Here is a 15439-nt window from a genome sequence, read left to right as displayed (position 1 = left end):
TGGGTGGCGGGTAAAACTGGTCCAATGCCGCCAACAGTCGTATCGGACGTATCCGGTGGGCCGGACCGTCCACCTGCGCAGGAGCCGCCGCAGTCATCTCTCGGCTTCGGTTCCGATGGTGCCGGCGACGCCGCGCGCCGTCGCGACTTGCGCAAGATGAAGGTGGTTGCCACCGGATTTCTGGTCTTCGCCGCAGTCGTCTACCTCTTCACCCGCTATCTCGAACACCGTGACGGAGTGGGCGTCGCCGCCTGGGTCGGCTATGTCCGAGCAGCTTCCGAGGCAGGCATGGTCGGCGCCCTGGCGGATTGGTTCGCGGTCACCGCTCTGTTCCGGCATCCGCTGGGTTTGCCCATTCCGCACACCGCGCTGATCCGTAAGAAGAAGGACGACATCGGCGATCAGCTCGGGGGATTCATCGAAGAGAACTTCATGACCCCGGACGTGATCGAAGACCGTGCCACCAGCCTGGAGCTGCCCCGGCGCCTGTCCACCTGGCTCGCCGACCCGGCCAACGCCCCGCGGGTGTCCGATGAGGCGGCGCGGATGATCTCGCTCGCGGCGGAGATGCTGCGCGACGAAGACGTCGAGAAGTTGATCATGTACGCGATCAAATGGGCAGGAGAGCCCGAATGGGCGCAGCCCCTCGGACGTATTCTCGAGCAGCTCATCGCCGAGGACCGGCTCGAGCCGGTGTTCCAGCTGGCGTGCGACCGTGCCCACGAGTGGGCTCTGGGCAGCCAGGATCTGATCGACCGTGTCGTCGACCAGGATGTCGGGCCGTCGTGGAAACCCAAGTTCGTCAACGCCATGCTCGGCGACAAGATCTACCGCGAGCTCGTCGACTTCACCTACAAGGTGCGTACCGAGCCGGACCACCAGCTCCGCCGTTCAATGCATCAGTTCGTCGAACAGTTCGCCGACGACCTGCAACACGATCCGGAGATGATCGCCCGCTTCGAGGCGATCAAGCAGGAACTGATCGGCCGCGACGAGGTCTCGGATGCGGCCTCGACGGCCTGGAAGACCGGCAAGGCCGTCATCGAGCAGATGCTCACCGATCCCAACAGCACCCTGCGGAACTCGTTGTCGGACGCGGTGATCCAGCTGGCCACCAGAATCCGGGACGACCGTCCGCTGCAGGAGAAGATGAACGGCTGGGTGGCGCGCGCGGCCCGCCACGTCGCGGTCAACTACTCGCAGGAGATCATCTCGGTGATCACCGAGACGGTCCGCGGGTGGGACGCCGATGAGACCAGTCGCAAGATCGAACTCCAGGTCGGCCGCGATCTCCAGTTCATCCGCATCAACGGAACGGTCGTCGGCGCGTTGGCCGGACTCGCGATCTATACGGTGTCGGTGCTGATCTTCGGTTAGCACTCTGCTTGCACTAGCTAGCACACCCGAAGATACTGGTTGCAGGAACCGGGGCGAGCGGAGCGACTGGGAATGTAACGGGAGTGTGATGACGGCGCACGAGAACGACCTGTCCGACCCGGCCGGAGGCGAGCAGCCATCGGCCGACGACGACAGTTCGACGGGCCCGGTGGAAACAGTCGAGGCCGTGGCCACCGCCGCCCAGGATGCGGTGGCGACAGCCGCCCAGGACATCGGCGGTTTCATCCGCGCCCAACGGGTCGCCGCCGAGGTGTCGCTCCGGCAGCTGGCTGAACGCGCAGGCGTCAGCAATCCGTACCTCAGCCAGATCGAGCGGGGACTCCGCAAGCCGTCGGCCGACGTCCTCGCCCAGATCGCGAAGGGCCTGCGACTGTCCGCCGAGGTTCTCTACGTGCGCGCCGGAATTCTCGAGGAACGTCCGGCCGGGCCGGTTCGCGATGCATTGCTCGCCGATGACTCGATCAGCGAACGCCAGAAACAGATGCTGCTCGAGATCTATGAGTCGTTCCGGAGAGAGAACACCGACGCCAAGGAGTGAAGCCAATGCCGGAGAACCCGATGAACACCGTGATCGAGCAGGTGACCGCCCTGCTCACCGACCTCCGCGAGCGCAGCGAGGCCGCCGGTGACGAAGCGCAGAAGCGACTCGGTGACGCCCAGAGCAAGGCGCAGGCACGGGTCGACGAGACGCGGGATTCGGCTCTGGCACTGTTCGAGGAGGCGAGGACCAAGTTGTCCTCCCTCCCGGTGGAACTCCCCACCGAGATCGAGGACCTGCGCACCCGGTTCACCCCGGAGGAACTCCGCAAGGTCGCCGAGGCCTACCTGGCCGTCGCGGCCGGTCTGCTCACCGCACTGTCCGAACGCGGCGAAGAGGTGGTCGAGCGGATCAAGGCCCAGCCGCTCGTCGAAGAGAACCTGCCCAAGTTGGAGAAGGTCTACAACGACGCCGTGGGTCTCACCGAGGATGCCCTCGGCAGCATCTCGGGCCAGACTCGCGCGGTCGGAGAACGGGCCGCTGCCCTTGCCGGCCTGACCGGCGGGAAGGCGGATGAGGTGGTACTCGAGCCGTCGAAACGATCGCCGGTCACGAAGGCTCCCGCCAAGAAGGCTCCCGCGAAGAAGGCCCCGGCGAAGAAGGCCCCGGCAGCGAGGAAGGCGCCTGCAAAGAAGGCTGCGGCGACCAAGAAGGCTCCCGCAAAGAAGGCTCCCGCAAAGAAGGCTCCTGCAAAGAAGGCGCCGGCTGCAAAGAAAGCGCCGGCCAGGAAGGCCGTGGCAGCGAAGCAAACTCCCGCGAAGAAGACGACGGCTGCGACGGTGCCCGCGAAGAAGGCGGCGGCGAAGACAGCCCCGGCAAAGACAGCCCCGGCGAAGAAGGTGCCCGCCAAGAAGGCCGCCACCAAGAAGATCGCCGCCAAGAAGGCCGCCACCAAGAAGGCATGACGGGTTCGTCCGAATCGCGAACCGCGGGACATGTCTAAGGTGGAGGCGTGGACCTTCTGAGTGTGATGGCGTATGGGCAAAACCTGATCCTGCTGGCCTTGACCGTGATCGCCGGCGTCGCGTCGGCAGTTGCGCTGGTGCATGCAGCTCTCCAACGGTCCGATGCGTTTCCTGCCGTCGACCGGCAGAGCAAGGTCATCTGGGTGGCGATTCTCGCGGCCGCGACCTTGTTCATCTGGCTGTTCGGCGCGGTGAACTTCCTCGGCCTGATCGGTGTGGTGGCCATGCTCGTCTACCTCGTCGACGTGCGCCCTCGTATCGACGACATCCAGGGCAAGCGGTGGTTCAGCAAGAAGGCGTGACGGATCCCTCCGGCCGAGTCACGGCCGGTCGTTAGGGTCATCGGTCGCGACTGAATACACTGGCGAAATGGCCGAGTATCGGATCAACGACCTGGCTCAGGCGTCCGGGGTCAGCGTGCGCAACATCCGCGTCTACCAAGACCGCGGGTTGCTTCCTGCCCCGGCGATCCGTGGGCGCACCGGGTGGTACTCCGACGAACACCTCGTCCGGCTGAACCTGATCTCCCGCATGCTCGAACGCGGGTACACCTTCGCCACCATCAGCGAACTCCTGCATGCGGCCCATTACGGGATGCGCGTGGAGCAGATCTTGCGCGGTACCCCGAAGGGGGGACGGTTCCGCAACTTCAAGCGCGCGGCGACCATCACCATCACCGAACTCCGCAAGACCCTCAATGCCACCGACCGGTCGATCGCGCTGAGTCAGAAGCTCGGGCTGCTGGCCAAGGACGGCGCACACTATGCGATCCGCAATCCCGAGCTCCTCGAAGGCGCGGAGACCCTGGTCAAGGCAGGTGTAGACATCGACGTCCTGCTCGACCGCTGGGTTCGGGTGCAGGACGATCTCGAGGACGTCGCGAAGAGCTTCGTCTCGATCATCACCGACAAGTACTTCGACGAGAACCTGCCGGACCTGGGCGAAGAGCAGGTCAGCAAGATGGCCGAACTGATCCAGACCGTGCGGCCGATGGCCCACGAGATCGTCGAGTCGACTTTCCGCCAGGCGCTCGACAAGCAGATCTCCGTGGCGATCGGCGAGGCCAGCACCTATTTCGACGCCTCGACGGACGAGGATCCGGCAGCGCCGGACACCGCCGGAATCACCGGGGGCGGCGAGGACACCGACACTGTGGATGTCGGTGAACACACCGACGGGGCACGGACCGTGGCCGACCGCACGGAATGACTGCGGCGGTCCGAGGGGGAGATGATGAACAAACGATCACTGGCGATCACGACGGGAGCGGTGGTGGCCGCGGGGGCCGGCGTGCTCGCAGTCGGCATCGGAACGATCTTCGCGGGCCTGGCCCGGGACGCGCTGCGTGCCGAACGGGCTGTCGATGACGGTCCTGACGATCTGCTCGCGGTGCCCACCGTGGAGCCGGAGCGCATCCCGGTCGACGCGGTCGGCGGTGCCCGTCTGAACGTCGAGCGTTACGCGCCGGCGGAAGCAGGCGACGGGGACATCGTCGTGATGGTGCATGGCTGGACCTGCAACATCGCTTACTGGTACCCGCAGATCAATCACCTGGCCCGCACCCATGACGTGGTCGCCTACGACCAGCGCGGCCACGGTACGAGTCAACTCGGTCGCACCCGGCCGACCATCGCGATGCTGGGGCAGGACCTCGACGCCGTGTTGTCGGCGGTGGTTCCCGAGGGCCGGCGTGCGATCCTCGTCGGACACAGCATGGGCGGCATGACCATCATGTCGTGGGCCGCGCAGTACCCGGAGAAGGTGGGCTCGCTGGTCTCGGGCGTCGCGCTCACCTCCACCGCGGCGAAGGCCGTGATGCAGAACCATCTGCTGATCCCGGTCGACCTCCCGCGGTACACCAAGCCTTTCGAGAGCGCCGTCAGCAAACTGTTCACCTCGACTCCGATGCCGATCCCGCGTACCGCCTACGGTTCGCGGTTCTCCCACTACATCGCGCTGGGCCCCAACGCTCGCAAGGCCCATGTCGACTTCGTCGACGAGATGATCGCGGGCTGCCCGCCCCGGTCGCGGGCAGGCTGGGGTTCGGCGATGGGCAAGCTCGATGTGACCGCAGGACTCGACGCGCTCACCGTGCCGACCACCGTGGTCGTCGGCACGGATGACCGGTTGACCCCGCCGGTACACGCCGAGCAGATGGCGGAGGTGTTGCGGCGCAGCGGAAATCTCCGCGAACTGATCGTCCTGGACGGCGTCGGGCACATGTCGAGCATCGAGGCCGACGTGCGCTTCAACGAGATCCTCGACGACATCGTCGCGGAGTCGGCGAGGGCCTCGAGTCCGGTGACCTGACCGCCCGCGTCAGATCGAACAGTTCACCAGGACGGGTTCGGGATGCAGCGTCACGCCGAACGCCTCCTGCACCCCCGTGCGGACGTCCCGGGCGAGGTCGAGCAACTCATCGGTGGTCGCGTCGCCGCGATTGGTCAGTGCGAGAGTGTGTTTGGTGGACAGTCGGACCGGCGACGACGGGCCGGGATATCCGCGCGCATAGCCGGCACGTTCGATGAGCCACCCGGCCGACAGCTTCACACCGTCGTCGGCCGGGTAAGTGGGGACGGTGATGTCGCGGCCGACGCGGCGGTGGATCTTCTCCAGGACGCCGGCTGCGCCCGTGGCGAGAATCGGATTGGTGAAGAACGATCCCGCACTCCACGTGTCGTGGTCGCCCGGGTCGAGCACCATGCCCTTGCCGCGTCGCAGGGCGAGTACCTGTTCGCGGACGTCGCCCGCATCCGCACGCTCACCGGCCTCGACGCCGAGCGCCGACGAGAGCTCGCGGTAACGCAGCGGCTGGCTGACCCGATCGTCGTTGAGCCAGAAGGAGACCGCCACCACGACGTGGTCGTCGCGGTGCTTGAGACTGCTTGTGCGGTAACCCAATCCGAGTTCCGTCGGCGCCACCCACCGCAGTTTGGCCGCCCGCCGATCGAGGACCTGCACGCTGCGCAACAGATCGGCGACCTCGACTCCGTATGCACCGACGTTCTGCACCGGTGTGGCGCCCGCGGCACCCGGGATGCCCGAAAGGCATTCCAGCCCACCGAAGCCCTCTCCGATCGTGGTGGCGACGAGGGTGTCCCAGTCGACGCCGGCATCGGCCGTGACATGCGCACGGCCCGACTCCCGGCCGGAGCCGAACTCGATCCGAGAACTCTGGATGACGATGGCGGTGCCGTCGAAACCGTCGTCCGAGATCACCAGATTCGAGCCGCCGCCGACGAGCAAGGTGCGTTCGCCCCGGCCGTCGAGGGCGGCGATCTCATCGACCAGGCTGCGGGTGTCGGGACATCGCACCACGGCGCGGGCGGGACCACCGAGGCGCAGCGTGGTGAGCTCGGCGAGACGGGTGCCCTGGGCCGCCGGCGCGGGTCGGTTCACCCCTGAATCGGTCACCCGAGTAACCGTAGCGGCATTTCGGTGGTCCGGTACTCTCCCCCTCATGGCCAGCAAGATGGAGCACGCGGTGTCCTACCCGTTCGGAGTACGGCGGCTCTGGGAGGTCCTCTCGACCGAACAGTACTGGCGCGATCTGCTCGAGGCGATCAACTCGAGCCACGGCAAGCTCGAGTCGTTCGAGTTCGCCGACGACACGATCACGGTCACCATGCAGCAGGGTGTGCCCGAGGAAAAGCTGCCCTCCATCGTCACCAAGGTCCGGCCGGGCGATCTGGAGATCCCGCGCCGGAGCACCTTCACCCTCGCCGGCGATCAGATCACCGGCGAGATCACCGCCACGGTTGCCGGCGCGCCGGCCAAGGTCGACGGAACCCTGGTGGCCAGTGGCGACCCGGCGTCGGCGACGTATCAGGCCGACGTCGAGGTCAGTGTCCCGTTCGTCGGCGGCAAGATCGAGAAGGCCATCATCGATCAGCTCGTCGAACTCCTCGATTCCGAGCGCGAGCAGACGGTGACTTGGGAAGCAACGAATCGGTAACGTAGCCTGGTCGCCATGGCACGACGGCTCAGCTACTCGGCGCGCTTCACCCACCCCGCGGAGACTCTCTACCAGGCACAGAACACCCGGCAGTACTGGGACGACATGATGGCGGGGTTCCAGATGATCTCGCCACACTGCGAGGTCGAGTCCTTCACCTCCGACGAGACCGGTATGAAGGTCGTCCTCAAGCAGACGATCGGGCGCGACCAACTCCCGCCGCTGGCACAGACCGTCCTGATGAAGGACATGGTCATCACCCGCGAGGAGTCGTTCGGTGTTTTCGACCCGGACAACACCAAGGGCAATTACAACGCCTCCATCCCGGCCGGCCCGGGAAGCCTCAACGGCTGGCAGGAACTCTTCCCCACCGAGACCGGCTGCACCATCCGTAAGACCAGCGAGGTCAAGGTCTTCATCCCGTTCGTCAACGGCAAGCTCGAGCAGCTGATGCTGGTCAATCTGGTCGATCTCTTCCGGGCCGAGGCCGAGTACGCGGCCGACTGGGTCACCAAGAACCTCTGAGTCCTACGTCCGGGCGCGGCGGATGAAACGAGTCGGTCGGATCACTCGGGGGACCACCAACATCAATCGCCTTCGGCGCGTGGACCGATGGATGGTCCACGACGATGCGATCGTCCGAGTCCTGACTGACATGCCGCAGCCGGTCGTCGTCGACCTCGGATACGGCGCACGCCCCGACACCGCTGTCGAGATGGCACTGCGTCTGCGGAAGGTGGCTCCGGAACTCCGGATGGTCGGTCTCGAGATCGATCCCGAACGCGTGGTGGAACCCCGTGCCGGTGTCCGGTTTGCGCTCGGCGGTTTCGAACTGGCCGGTCTCACCCCGCAGCTCGTCCGGGCGTTCAACGTATTGCGGCAGTACGACGAGGACGAGGTCGCGACGGCGTGGGCGCAGATGCAGGCGGCACTCGCGCCGGGTGGGCTCATCGTCGAGGGCACATGCGACGAGATCGGCCGTCGTTGCTGCTGGGTTGTCCTTGATGCGGACGGTCCGCGCACGTTGACGTTGTGCTGGTCGCCCGAGCACACCGAACGGCCGTCCGAACTCGCGGAGCGGTTACCCAAGGTGCTGATCCACCGCAACGTCCCCGGCGAACCCGTCCACCGGCTCCTGCAACTCGCGGATCGGTGCTGGGACGTGGCGGCGACGCATGCCGCCTACGGTCCGCGGATTCGCTGGCGTCAGGCGCTGACGCTGCTCGATGCACAGGGGACCGGTGTCGTGATCCCCCGGGGGCGGAGCGTCGACAATATTCTGACGGTGCCGTGGTCGGCGGTCGCGCCGAGGTAGGTGGGGCGGGGCCGTTTGTTCGGATGCCGCGGCGGAGCCGTTTGTTCGGATGCCGCGGCGGAGCCGTTTGTTCGGATGGTTGTCAGCTGTCCGCCGGTGGCTACCCTGGTGCCCATGCGAATTGCGATGGCGCAGATCACGTCGGGCACCGATCCGGCCGCCAACCTCGAGTTGGTCGCGTCCGCCGCGCACACCGCTGCCGACGGCGGGGCCGACCTGGTGGTGCTGCCGGAGGCCACGATGTGCCGTTTCGGGGTGCGGCTGGGGCCGGTGGCCGAACCCGTGGACGGCCCGTGGGCGACGGCGGTGTCGGAGATCGCCGCGCGGCACGAGATCACCGTGGTCGCGGGGATGTTCACCCCGGCCGGTGATCGGGTGCGCAACACACTGCTGATCGCCCGGCCGGACGGCACTCGTCTGTCCTACGACAAGATCCACCTGTACGACGCGTTCGGATTCGCCGAGTCCCGCACGGTCGCGCCGGGGGAGGACCCGTTGACGTTCGAGATCGGTGATGTCACGGTCGGTGTCGCGACCTGTTATGACATCCGTTTCCCGGCGCTGTTCACCGAACTGGCGGCGCGCGGGGCGCAGCTGATCGTGGTGCCGGCATCGTGGGGCGCGGGGCCGGGGAAAGTTCACCAGTGGGAGGTGCTGGCGACCGCTCGAGCGTTGGATTCGACGGCGTTCGTCGCGGCGGTCGGACAAGCGCTGCCTGCGGATTCGTCGGTGCGTGAGTCGTCGGCGCCCACCGGCACAGGACACAGCCAACTCACAGATCCCTTCGGTAGCGTGGTCGCACACTATGACGAAGGCGTGCATATCGGTGTCCACGACATCGATACTCGCGCAGTGGAGAAGGCCCGCAACACCCTGGCCGTTCTCGACAATCAACGGCCTATCCGACCGGCCTCGGCACCCATGACAACTGAGGACCTCACGACATGACCGACAGCGAGAACACCGGCGGCGAGACGCCCGCCGGCGAGAAGCCCGGCGACCGGCCAACCGACAGCGGCGCCGGTGGCGATCAGACCGGAAAAGAGCAGCCCGCAGGCGGCCTTCCGGCCGGCCGGCAGCCCGGAAGCGAGAGCCCACGCGCGGCCGATACCGGTGAGCACACGACCCAGTTCGACCCTCCGTCGACCGAGGAATCCCCGCGCGCCTACTCGCAGGTCGGCCGCGCCGAGACCACCCGGTTCGAGGACCAGGGTCAGACGACGGGATTCGGGCCGTCCGACGGATTTGCCCCGATCCCGCCGAACGCGGATCCCGGTGTGGTGACGACGGCGCCCGCACGGCGCAAACGCAGCACCGGCAAGATCATCGCGGCATCGTCGGCGGCCCTCGTGATCCTGCTCGTCATCGCCGCCGTCGGCAGTGAGCTCTACCTGCGCAACAAGGCAACCGACTGCATGCAGAGCGCCTTCTCCGACCTCACCGGTACCGAGACATCGGTGTCGCTGAGCCGAAAGCCGATGTTGTTGCAAGGTTTTGGCAACGACATCCCGTTCGTGCAGGTCGACACCGCCGACAAGCCCGGTGAGATGCGCCTGCACGCACGAGCAGAAGGCATCAAGGGCGACGGCGACAGCTCCACCATCCACTCGTTGGTCGGAACCGGCTTCGTCCCGTTCGACCGGGTGGTCGCGATGAGCAAATCCATGACCTCCGGCGCCGACTCGTCTGCGTCCGGAGCCGGGCAGTCGGGAGCTGCGGGCCTGATGCAGGGCGCCACCATCGACTCGATGACCGGGAACGCGGCCGACGGCACGATCCAGGTGGACTCGTCGGTGCAGCTCGCGTTCCTGCCGATCCCGGTGTCGACGACGATCAAACCGACCCTGCAGGACGGCCACGTCCACTTCGAGGTCGTCAAGGCCAACGCATTCATCTTCGGTATCCCCGCAGACTTCGCCCAGCAGGTCGTCGACAGCGTCTCGGGTTCGCTCTTCGGCCAGCTGAATCAGGTCACCGTGAAGAACCTGAAGGTGACCGATCAGGGTGTCGACTTCGCCGTGGACGGCGACGACGTGAAGCTCAGCGGTCAGGTCGCAGGCGGTTCGGGCGACTGCAAGGCGGCGTGACGCGTCACCCACCGGGCTGAGCGCGGACGCCGGACCTGCGGCGACGCGAGTGTCGGCGGATCGCCGGTACGCTGGGAGATGTCCGATTTTACCGGTCTGGTGGGATGCCGACGGCTCCCGAGCTGACGGGTGAGGTGTACCCAGACGGAGGAGAAAATGAGCGCACTGATCCTGATCGCTCTCGTGGTCCTGGTGGTCGTCGGCATCGTCGTGATGTCCCAGCAGCGGTCGGGTGCCAATGCCGCCCGTTCGCTCGACGATGCCAAGGCCGATGCCCGGCAGGCCATCGAACGTCTCGGAGGCCAGGTCTTCATGCTGGTCGGCGACGGCCCGGCGTCGAAGCAGGCACTCGCCGATGCCGGGGAGCGTTACAACGCAGCCGGATCCCAGATCGAGCAGGCCGGCAGTGTTGCCCAGGCGAGACTGGCCAAGCAGACCGCCATCGAGGGCCTCTACTACGCCCGCGCCGCGCGGACAGCGATGAATCTCGACCCCGGCCCGCCGATCCCGGAACTGGAAGGCCAGAAGAGTGCCGGCGCGGTCACCGAGGATCGGACAGTCGACTTCGAAGGGCGACAGGTCGAGGCGTCACCTGGCCCGTCGTCGCGGACGCCCAACTACTACCCCGGCGGTCGCGTCGCAGGACGGCCGGTTCCCGCGGGCTGGTACTCCGAGCCGTGGTGGAAGCCCGCGCTGGTCGCCGGTGCCTGGGGCATCGGTTCGATGTTCCTGTTCTCCGCGATGTTCTCGGGTATGGCCGGGGTCAACTACGACGCCAACGCCTTCGAGAGCGGTGCCGGTGACGGTTCCGATGCCGGTGCCCTCGACGGCGGTGACGGCGGCGGAGCAGACGGTGGTGGCGGAGACGGTGGCGACGGCGGCGGCGACTTCGGCGGCGACGGTGGCGGCGGTTTCTTCGACGGTGGCGGTGACGGCGGCGGCGGTTTCTTCGACGGTGGTGGTGACTTCGGCGGGTTCGACTTCTGACGGCAAACGCTAGCTGAAGACGACCGTCTTCCGGCCGTGCACGAGGACCCGGTCCTCGAGGTGCCACCGCAGTCCTCGCGACAGCACCAGCGTCTCGATGTCGCGACCCTGGCGCACCATGTCGGCCACGGTGTCGCTGTGGTCGACCCGGATGACGTCCTGCTCGATGATCGGCCCCGCGTCGAGGTCGGCCGTGACGTAGTGGCAGGTCGCGCCGATGAGCTTCACCCCACGCGCAAAGGCCTGGTGATAGGGCCGCGCCCCGATGAAGCTCGGTAGGAAGCTGTGATGGATGTTGATCGCCCGGCCCGCCCAGGCGTCGCACAGTTGGGGCGGCAGGATCTGCATGAAGCGCGCGAGCACGACCGCATCGGGTGAATAGCCGTCGACGACGCGACCCAATTCCTCGAAGGCGGCACCTTTGCTGTCCGGCGCGAACGGCACATGATGAAACGGCACGTCGAACCGCGTGACCAGATCCTCGAGGTCGCGATGATTGCCGATCACCGCAGACACGTCGGCCGGTAACTCGCCACGGTGGGCGCGGCCCAGCAGGTCGACAAGACAGTGGGTCTCTTTGCTCACCAGCAGCACCACCGACTTCGGAGACCCGGAGTCGGTGAGGCGCCACTCGGTCCCGGGTCCCAGCTCGGCAGCCACCTCGTCGGCGAACCGGGCCCGCATCTCGTCGACGCTCATCGCCACCGACCCGGCGCGCACCGTCTGACGGGTGAAGAACCAGCCCGTCTCGGCATCGGAGTGATAGCCGGCCTCGGTGATCCAGCCGCCGATCTCGGCGAGGAAGCCGGAGATCCGCGCGACGATGCCGGTGCGGTCCGGGCACCCGAGGGTCAGCACGTACCGATGTTCGGGGTCGGTTCGGTCGGAGGTTGTCGCTGCGGGGGGCGTCTCGGGTGCTGCCACATCTGTCAGTGTGCCAAGCTCGTGTGTGTGACCACCAGCGACCTGACCCGCCGCGACGTCGCGGCCATCATCGACCACACCCTGCTCAAGCCCGAGGCGACCCGAGCGGCGGCCGAGGCGGCGGTCGCGGAGGCCGCCGAGCTGGGCGTCTACGCGGTCTGCCTGTCGCCGTCGATGCTGCCGATCGACACCGGGGACCAGAAGACCTGCGTGGTGGCGGGGTTCCCGTCCGGGAAGCACCACTCGCTGGTGAAGGCGTCCGAGGCGCGGCTGGCCGTGGACACCGGGGCCGACGAGGTCGACATGGTGATCGACGTGGGGGCGGCCGTGGACGGGCGATTCGACGAGGTGTTCGCCGATGTGCTGACCGTGCGTGAGGCCATCGGGGAGGGCATCGTGCTGAAGGTCATCATCGAGTCCGCGGCACTGCTCGAGCTGACCGGTCCCGACACCGTCACCGAGGTGTGCCGTCGTGCCGTGCAGGCCGGGGCCGCGATGGTCAAGACCTCCACCGGATTCCACCCTTCCGGCGGCGCGAGCGTCGAAGCGGTGCGGCTCATGCGCGCGGCCGTCGGCGATCGCGTCGGCGTCAAGGCGAGCGGCGGGATCCGAACCGCCGAGTTCGCCGCCGAACTCATCACTGCCGGCGCAACGCGGCTGGGACTGTCGTCGTCGCGCGCTGTGCTGGAGGGTTTCCCGGCGTAGCCGGTTGGGACAATCGCGGCGGACCACGCCCGTACGGGTGCATCGCGAATGGTGATGCGGCACAGGAGTCACTGCACCGGACCGCTAGGCCCGCACCCGGCGTGACTCGACTGCCGCGCGAGCGTCTTCGGAGATCAGATCCGCGTTGACCGCTGCGCCCGCACTCACCCCGGCCCCCATCGAGACGGCGACCGTGGCGGCGAGATCGGCGACGTTGCCTGCTGCCCAGACGCCCGGGACATCGGTCATGCCCATCGGACCGGTCGCGACGTACTGACCGCCCATCGGATGATCGGCGAGTGTGCCGCCGAGTCGGGTGAACAGCTCCGAGCGCACCACGAACCGAGGCGCGACCACGACGGCTTCGCGCTCCACTTCGGAGCCGTCGGCCAGGACCACGGCCCGCACCGCGCCGTCGGCGATCGCCAGATGGTCGACGAGTCCGTCGACGACCGTGACACCCAGAGCCGAGAGCTGTTCCGCCTCTTCGTCTCCGATCTCCGGGATGGTGTGTGTGAACAAGGTGACATCGTCGCTCAGCTGGCGGAACATCAGTGTCTGGTGCACCGACATCGGGCTGGTGCCGAGCACGCCGATGCGCCGACCACGCACCTCGTATCCGTGGCAGTACGGGCAGTGCAGCACCGACGATCCCCAGAGTTCCTGCACGCCTGGGACTTCTGGTAGCTCGTCCACGAGACCGGACGCGAGGACAACGCGGCGTGTGGTGATCACGGTGCCGTCGCCAAGCGTGAGATCGAAACGGCCGGAGTCGCTGCGTGTTCCGTCGACGACCTCCGCGGCGCGGATCTCGACGCCGTAACCGCGGGCCTCGGCGCGCCCCTTCTCGAGCAACTCGAGGGGAGGGATGCCCTCGTGGCCGAGGACGTTGTGGGCGTGCCCGGCCGGGGCGTTGCGCGGTTGGCCGGCGTCGAGGACGACGACCGAGCGCAGGGATCGTGCCAAGGTCGTCGCGGCGCTCAGGCCTGCGGGGCCGCCGCCGACGATGGCGACGTCGAAGGTGTTGCTGCTCATGGTTTCTCTCACTTTCGGCAGGTGATCTAGGAGATCTCGGGTCGTCGTGCGATCCAGGCGATGCGACTGCTGCGCACGACCAGATCGTCGCGCCGGCGCAGGGAGGCCGGGTTGTCGTCGTGCAGGAGTCGGTCGACGGCTGCCAGATCGTCCGCGGAGGCGACGTCGGTGAGGCCGGCCCGCACCCGCGACAGCCACTCGACCGCATAGTCGGTCGTCGCGGCGGGCGGATTGGCGAGGTCGGTCGGGATATCGCGGGTCTCGACGATCTCGAAGCCGGCTGCGGTGATGGTCGGTGCCCAGTCGGGTCTCCCGTTCCATCCGCCGTTCCACCCTCGGCCGAGGATCGCCTCATGCAGTCGCTGCTCCATCTCACCCTCGGCGGAGTGCCGCGGCAGGAAGGTCGGCGGCCGCTCGATCTCGACGACGGCGAGGACACCGCCGGGCCGCAGAGCCCGGAATGTCGAAAGGAGCAGCGCTTGCGCGTCGGCGAAATGGTGCAGCGTCGACGACGCCCACGCGACGTCGACGTCGGTGATGTCGTCGGGGAGTGCGCTGTCCAGGTCGGCGGGCACGGTGCGGACCCGGCCGTCGAGTCCGGCCTGCTGCGCGGCGCGGGCAACGCGTTCGAGCAGGTCTGTCGAGTTGTCGAGCGCGATGACCTGCGACGATGTGAATCGCCGTGCCAGTGCGAGTGTCCCGGTACCGGTTCCGGAGCCGAGGTCGATGATGGTGCGGGGCTCGGGCACGAGCGCTGCGATCAGGTCGGAGACCTCGTCGAGGTAGTGCCCGTTCACGGCGGCGTCGAGGTCGAGGGCCGTCGCCATCGTCTCGGCATCGTGATGATCCCCGTGTCCGTGCGTGTGCCCGTGTCCGTGCGTGTGGTGATGGGTGTCGTGGGAATGCGTCATGGCATCGAGAGTAGCGCTGGTATGCTCCACGCGCATATAGTCTTGCGTATGGAGCAAGAAATCGACGCCGTCGTCCGTCAGCGCATTCGGGGCCTACGCATCGCGAAGGGCTGGACCCTCGACTCGATGGCCGCACGCTGTTTTCTCAGCCCGTCGACACTGAGCCGGATCGAGACCGGCCACCGCAGGGTCGCGCTGGATCAACTGGTGCCCATCGCCCGCGCGCTGGGCACCTCGCTCGATCAGCTCGTCGAACCGGTCGGCGACGACGACGTCGTGATCCGGCCCGAGCCGCACACATCGGCGGGCATGACCGTCTGGAAGCTCTCCCGCGACGGCACGCCCGGCGGGGTGACGGTGGCCAAGATGCGGGTGACTCCGGAGCATCGCGTCGATCCAGAACACCTCGGGGTTCACCCTGGTCGGGAGTGGTTCACCGTGATCTCCGGGACCATTCGCCTCCATTTGGGCGAACGCGTGATCCTGGTGCCGCCGGGTCAGGCGGCGGAGTTCTCGACGATGGTTCCGCACGGAATGACCGCGGTCGACGGGCCCGCCGAGATCGTGTCGATCTTCGATCACGATGGTGAGCGGGCGCATATCCCCGGGTGAGTACGCG

General features: G+C 67.3%; 18 protein-coding genes. 14 read left to right on the top strand and 4 right to left on the bottom strand.

Annotated features, from left to right (window positions below; all coding sequences use genetic code 11):
* Positions 1-24 precede the first annotated feature (24 nt).
* The 6 genes from IDF66_RS09205 to IDF66_RS09180 all read left to right on the top strand — a co-directional run bounded on the left by IDF66_RS09205 (position 25) and on the right by IDF66_RS09180 (position 5211).
* The gene (locus tag IDF66_RS09205; RefSeq protein WP_190266620.1) at positions 25-1377 is read left to right on the top strand and encodes a DUF445 domain-containing protein; all 1353 of its coding nucleotides are present in this window, start codon (positions 25-27) and stop codon (positions 1375-1377) included.
* A gap of 88 nt (positions 1378-1465) precedes the next feature.
* Positions 1466-1936, top strand: a complete 471-nt coding sequence (locus tag IDF66_RS09200; protein WP_223309399.1) for a helix-turn-helix domain-containing protein — start codon at positions 1466-1468, stop codon at positions 1934-1936.
* A gap of 5 nt (positions 1937-1941) precedes the next feature.
* On the top strand, positions 1942-2841 hold the full coding sequence (locus tag IDF66_RS09195; protein WP_190266619.1) for a heparin-binding hemagglutinin: 900 nt from the start codon (positions 1942-1944) through the stop codon (positions 2839-2841).
* Between the two features lie 65 nt (positions 2842-2906).
* Complete coding sequence (locus IDF66_RS09190) at positions 2907-3203, top strand: DUF2516 family protein (protein WP_164307828.1); 297 nt, start codon at positions 2907-2909, stop codon at positions 3201-3203.
* Between the two features lie 67 nt (positions 3204-3270).
* A complete protein-coding gene (locus IDF66_RS09185; RefSeq protein ID WP_203589020.1) occupies positions 3271-4110 on the top strand; it encodes a MerR family transcriptional regulator in 840 nt (279 codons plus the stop codon).
* 24 nt (positions 4111-4134) lie between these two features.
* On the top strand, positions 4135-5211 hold the full coding sequence (locus tag IDF66_RS09180) for an alpha/beta fold hydrolase (RefSeq protein ID WP_190266618.1): 1077 nt from the start codon (positions 4135-4137) through the stop codon (positions 5209-5211).
* Between the two features lie 9 nt (positions 5212-5220).
* Here the strand turns inward: IDF66_RS09180 and IDF66_RS09175 are convergent, their stop codons facing one another.
* Positions 5221-6315: a UDP-N-acetylmuramate dehydrogenase gene (locus IDF66_RS09175; protein ID WP_387998959.1), complete on the bottom strand. Its 1095-nt coding sequence runs from the start codon at positions 6313-6315 to the stop codon at positions 5221-5223.
* Positions 6316-6361: 46 nt separating this feature from the next.
* On the opposite strand from IDF66_RS09175, the gene IDF66_RS09170 reads away from it, so the two are divergent.
* The 6 genes from IDF66_RS09170 (at position 6362) to IDF66_RS09145 (ending at position 11245) form a co-directional block, all read left to right on the top strand.
* Positions 6362-6856 carry a DUF2505 domain-containing protein gene (locus tag IDF66_RS09170; protein ID WP_190266616.1) on the top strand — a complete coding sequence of 165 codons (495 nt, stop codon included), beginning with the start codon at positions 6362-6364 and terminating at the stop codon, positions 6854-6856.
* Positions 6857-6871: 15 nt separating this feature from the next.
* Positions 6872-7381 (top strand): DUF2505 domain-containing protein, encoded by a 510-nt coding sequence (locus tag IDF66_RS09165; RefSeq protein WP_190266615.1) that lies wholly within the window; start codon positions 6872-6874, stop codon positions 7379-7381.
* 22 nt (positions 7382-7403) lie between these two features.
* Positions 7404-8171 (top strand): class I SAM-dependent methyltransferase, encoded by a 768-nt coding sequence (locus IDF66_RS09160; protein WP_190266614.1) that lies wholly within the window; start codon positions 7404-7406, stop codon positions 8169-8171.
* Positions 8172-8285: 114 nt separating this feature from the next.
* Entirely contained in the window at positions 8286-9119 is an 834-nt protein-coding gene (locus IDF66_RS09155) for a carbon-nitrogen hydrolase family protein (RefSeq protein WP_190266613.1), read from the top strand.
* Positions 9116-10258 (top strand): LmeA family phospholipid-binding protein, encoded by a 1143-nt coding sequence (locus IDF66_RS09150; protein WP_164307636.1) that lies wholly within the window; start codon positions 9116-9118, stop codon positions 10256-10258. Before IDF66_RS09155 ends, IDF66_RS09150 begins: the two co-directional genes overlap by 4 nt.
* 156 nt (positions 10259-10414) lie before the next feature.
* The gene (locus IDF66_RS09145; protein ID WP_190266612.1) at positions 10415-11245 is read left to right on the top strand and encodes a DUF1542 domain-containing protein; all 831 of its coding nucleotides are present in this window, start codon (positions 10415-10417) and stop codon (positions 11243-11245) included.
* A gap of 9 nt (positions 11246-11254) precedes the next feature.
* Here the strand turns inward: IDF66_RS09145 and purU are convergent, their stop codons facing one another.
* Complete coding sequence (gene purU / locus IDF66_RS09140; RefSeq protein WP_317628643.1) at positions 11255-12169, bottom strand: formyltetrahydrofolate deformylase; 915 nt, start codon at positions 12167-12169, stop codon at positions 11255-11257.
* A gap of 27 nt (positions 12170-12196) precedes the next feature.
* Here purU and deoC point away from each other — a divergent pair, with 27 nt between their 5' ends.
* Positions 12197-12874, top strand: a complete 678-nt coding sequence (deoC, locus tag IDF66_RS09135; protein ID WP_190266610.1) for a deoxyribose-phosphate aldolase — start codon at positions 12197-12199, stop codon at positions 12872-12874.
* Between the two features lie 84 nt (positions 12875-12958).
* Here the strand turns inward: deoC and IDF66_RS09130 are convergent, their stop codons facing one another.
* Together IDF66_RS09130 and IDF66_RS09125 are read right to left on the bottom strand one after the other, a co-directional pair.
* Entirely contained in the window at positions 12959-13909 is a 951-nt protein-coding gene (locus IDF66_RS09130; RefSeq protein ID WP_190266609.1) for an NAD(P)/FAD-dependent oxidoreductase, read from the bottom strand.
* Positions 13910-13935: 26 nt separating this feature from the next.
* Positions 13936-14820 (bottom strand): class I SAM-dependent methyltransferase, encoded by an 885-nt coding sequence (locus tag IDF66_RS09125; RefSeq protein WP_190266608.1) that lies wholly within the window; start codon positions 14818-14820, stop codon positions 13936-13938.
* Positions 14821-14868: 48 nt separating this feature from the next.
* On the opposite strand from IDF66_RS09125, the gene IDF66_RS09120 reads away from it, so the two are divergent.
* The gene (locus IDF66_RS09120; protein WP_164307630.1) at positions 14869-15432 is read left to right on the top strand and encodes a helix-turn-helix domain-containing protein; all 564 of its coding nucleotides are present in this window, start codon (positions 14869-14871) and stop codon (positions 15430-15432) included.
* Positions 15433-15439 lie beyond the last annotated feature (7 nt).

Source organism: Gordonia hankookensis (assembly GCF_014673215.1).
GTDB lineage: Bacteria > Actinomycetota > Actinomycetes > Mycobacteriales > Mycobacteriaceae > Gordonia > Gordonia hankookensis.
This window is presented reverse-complemented; position numbering and strand designations above follow the sequence as displayed.

What these genes read in the sequence shown, in the direction of transcription:
- IDF66_RS09120 (WP_164307630.1), top strand. Translation starts at nt 14,869, where the DNA reads ATGGAGCAAGAAATCGACGCCGTCGTCCGTCAGCGCATTCGGGGCCTA.
- IDF66_RS09125 (WP_190266608.1), bottom strand. Translation starts at nt 14,820, where the DNA reads ATGACGCATTCCCACGACACCCATCACCACACGCACGGACACGGGCAC.
- IDF66_RS09160 (WP_190266614.1), top strand. Translation starts at nt 7,404, where the DNA reads ATGAAACGAGTCGGTCGGATCACTCGGGGGACCACCAACATCAATCGC.
- IDF66_RS09185 (WP_203589020.1), top strand. Translation starts at nt 3,271, where the DNA reads ATGGCCGAGTATCGGATCAACGACCTGGCTCAGGCGTCCGGGGTCAGC.
- IDF66_RS09195 (WP_190266619.1), top strand. Translation starts at nt 1,942, where the DNA reads ATGCCGGAGAACCCGATGAACACCGTGATCGAGCAGGTGACCGCCCTG.
- IDF66_RS09205 (WP_190266620.1), top strand. Translation starts at nt 25, where the DNA reads ATGCCGCCAACAGTCGTATCGGACGTATCCGGTGGGCCGGACCGTCCA.
- IDF66_RS09130 (WP_190266609.1), bottom strand. Translation starts at nt 13,909, where the DNA reads ATGAGCAGCAACACCTTCGACGTCGCCATCGTCGGCGGCGGCCCCGCA.
- IDF66_RS09165 (WP_190266615.1), top strand. Translation starts at nt 6,872, where the DNA reads ATGGCACGACGGCTCAGCTACTCGGCGCGCTTCACCCACCCCGCGGAG.
- IDF66_RS09170 (WP_190266616.1), top strand. Translation starts at nt 6,362, where the DNA reads ATGGCCAGCAAGATGGAGCACGCGGTGTCCTACCCGTTCGGAGTACGG.
- IDF66_RS09155 (WP_190266613.1), top strand. Translation starts at nt 8,286, where the DNA reads ATGCGAATTGCGATGGCGCAGATCACGTCGGGCACCGATCCGGCCGCC.
- IDF66_RS09200 (WP_223309399.1), top strand. Translation starts at nt 1,466, where the DNA reads ATGACGGCGCACGAGAACGACCTGTCCGACCCGGCCGGAGGCGAGCAG.
- IDF66_RS09190 (WP_164307828.1), top strand. Translation starts at nt 2,907, where the DNA reads ATGGCGTATGGGCAAAACCTGATCCTGCTGGCCTTGACCGTGATCGCC.
- IDF66_RS09180 (WP_190266618.1), top strand. Translation starts at nt 4,135, where the DNA reads ATGAACAAACGATCACTGGCGATCACGACGGGAGCGGTGGTGGCCGCG.
- IDF66_RS09150 (WP_164307636.1), top strand. Translation starts at nt 9,116, where the DNA reads ATGACCGACAGCGAGAACACCGGCGGCGAGACGCCCGCCGGCGAGAAG.
- IDF66_RS09145 (WP_190266612.1), top strand. Translation starts at nt 10,415, where the DNA reads ATGAGCGCACTGATCCTGATCGCTCTCGTGGTCCTGGTGGTCGTCGGC.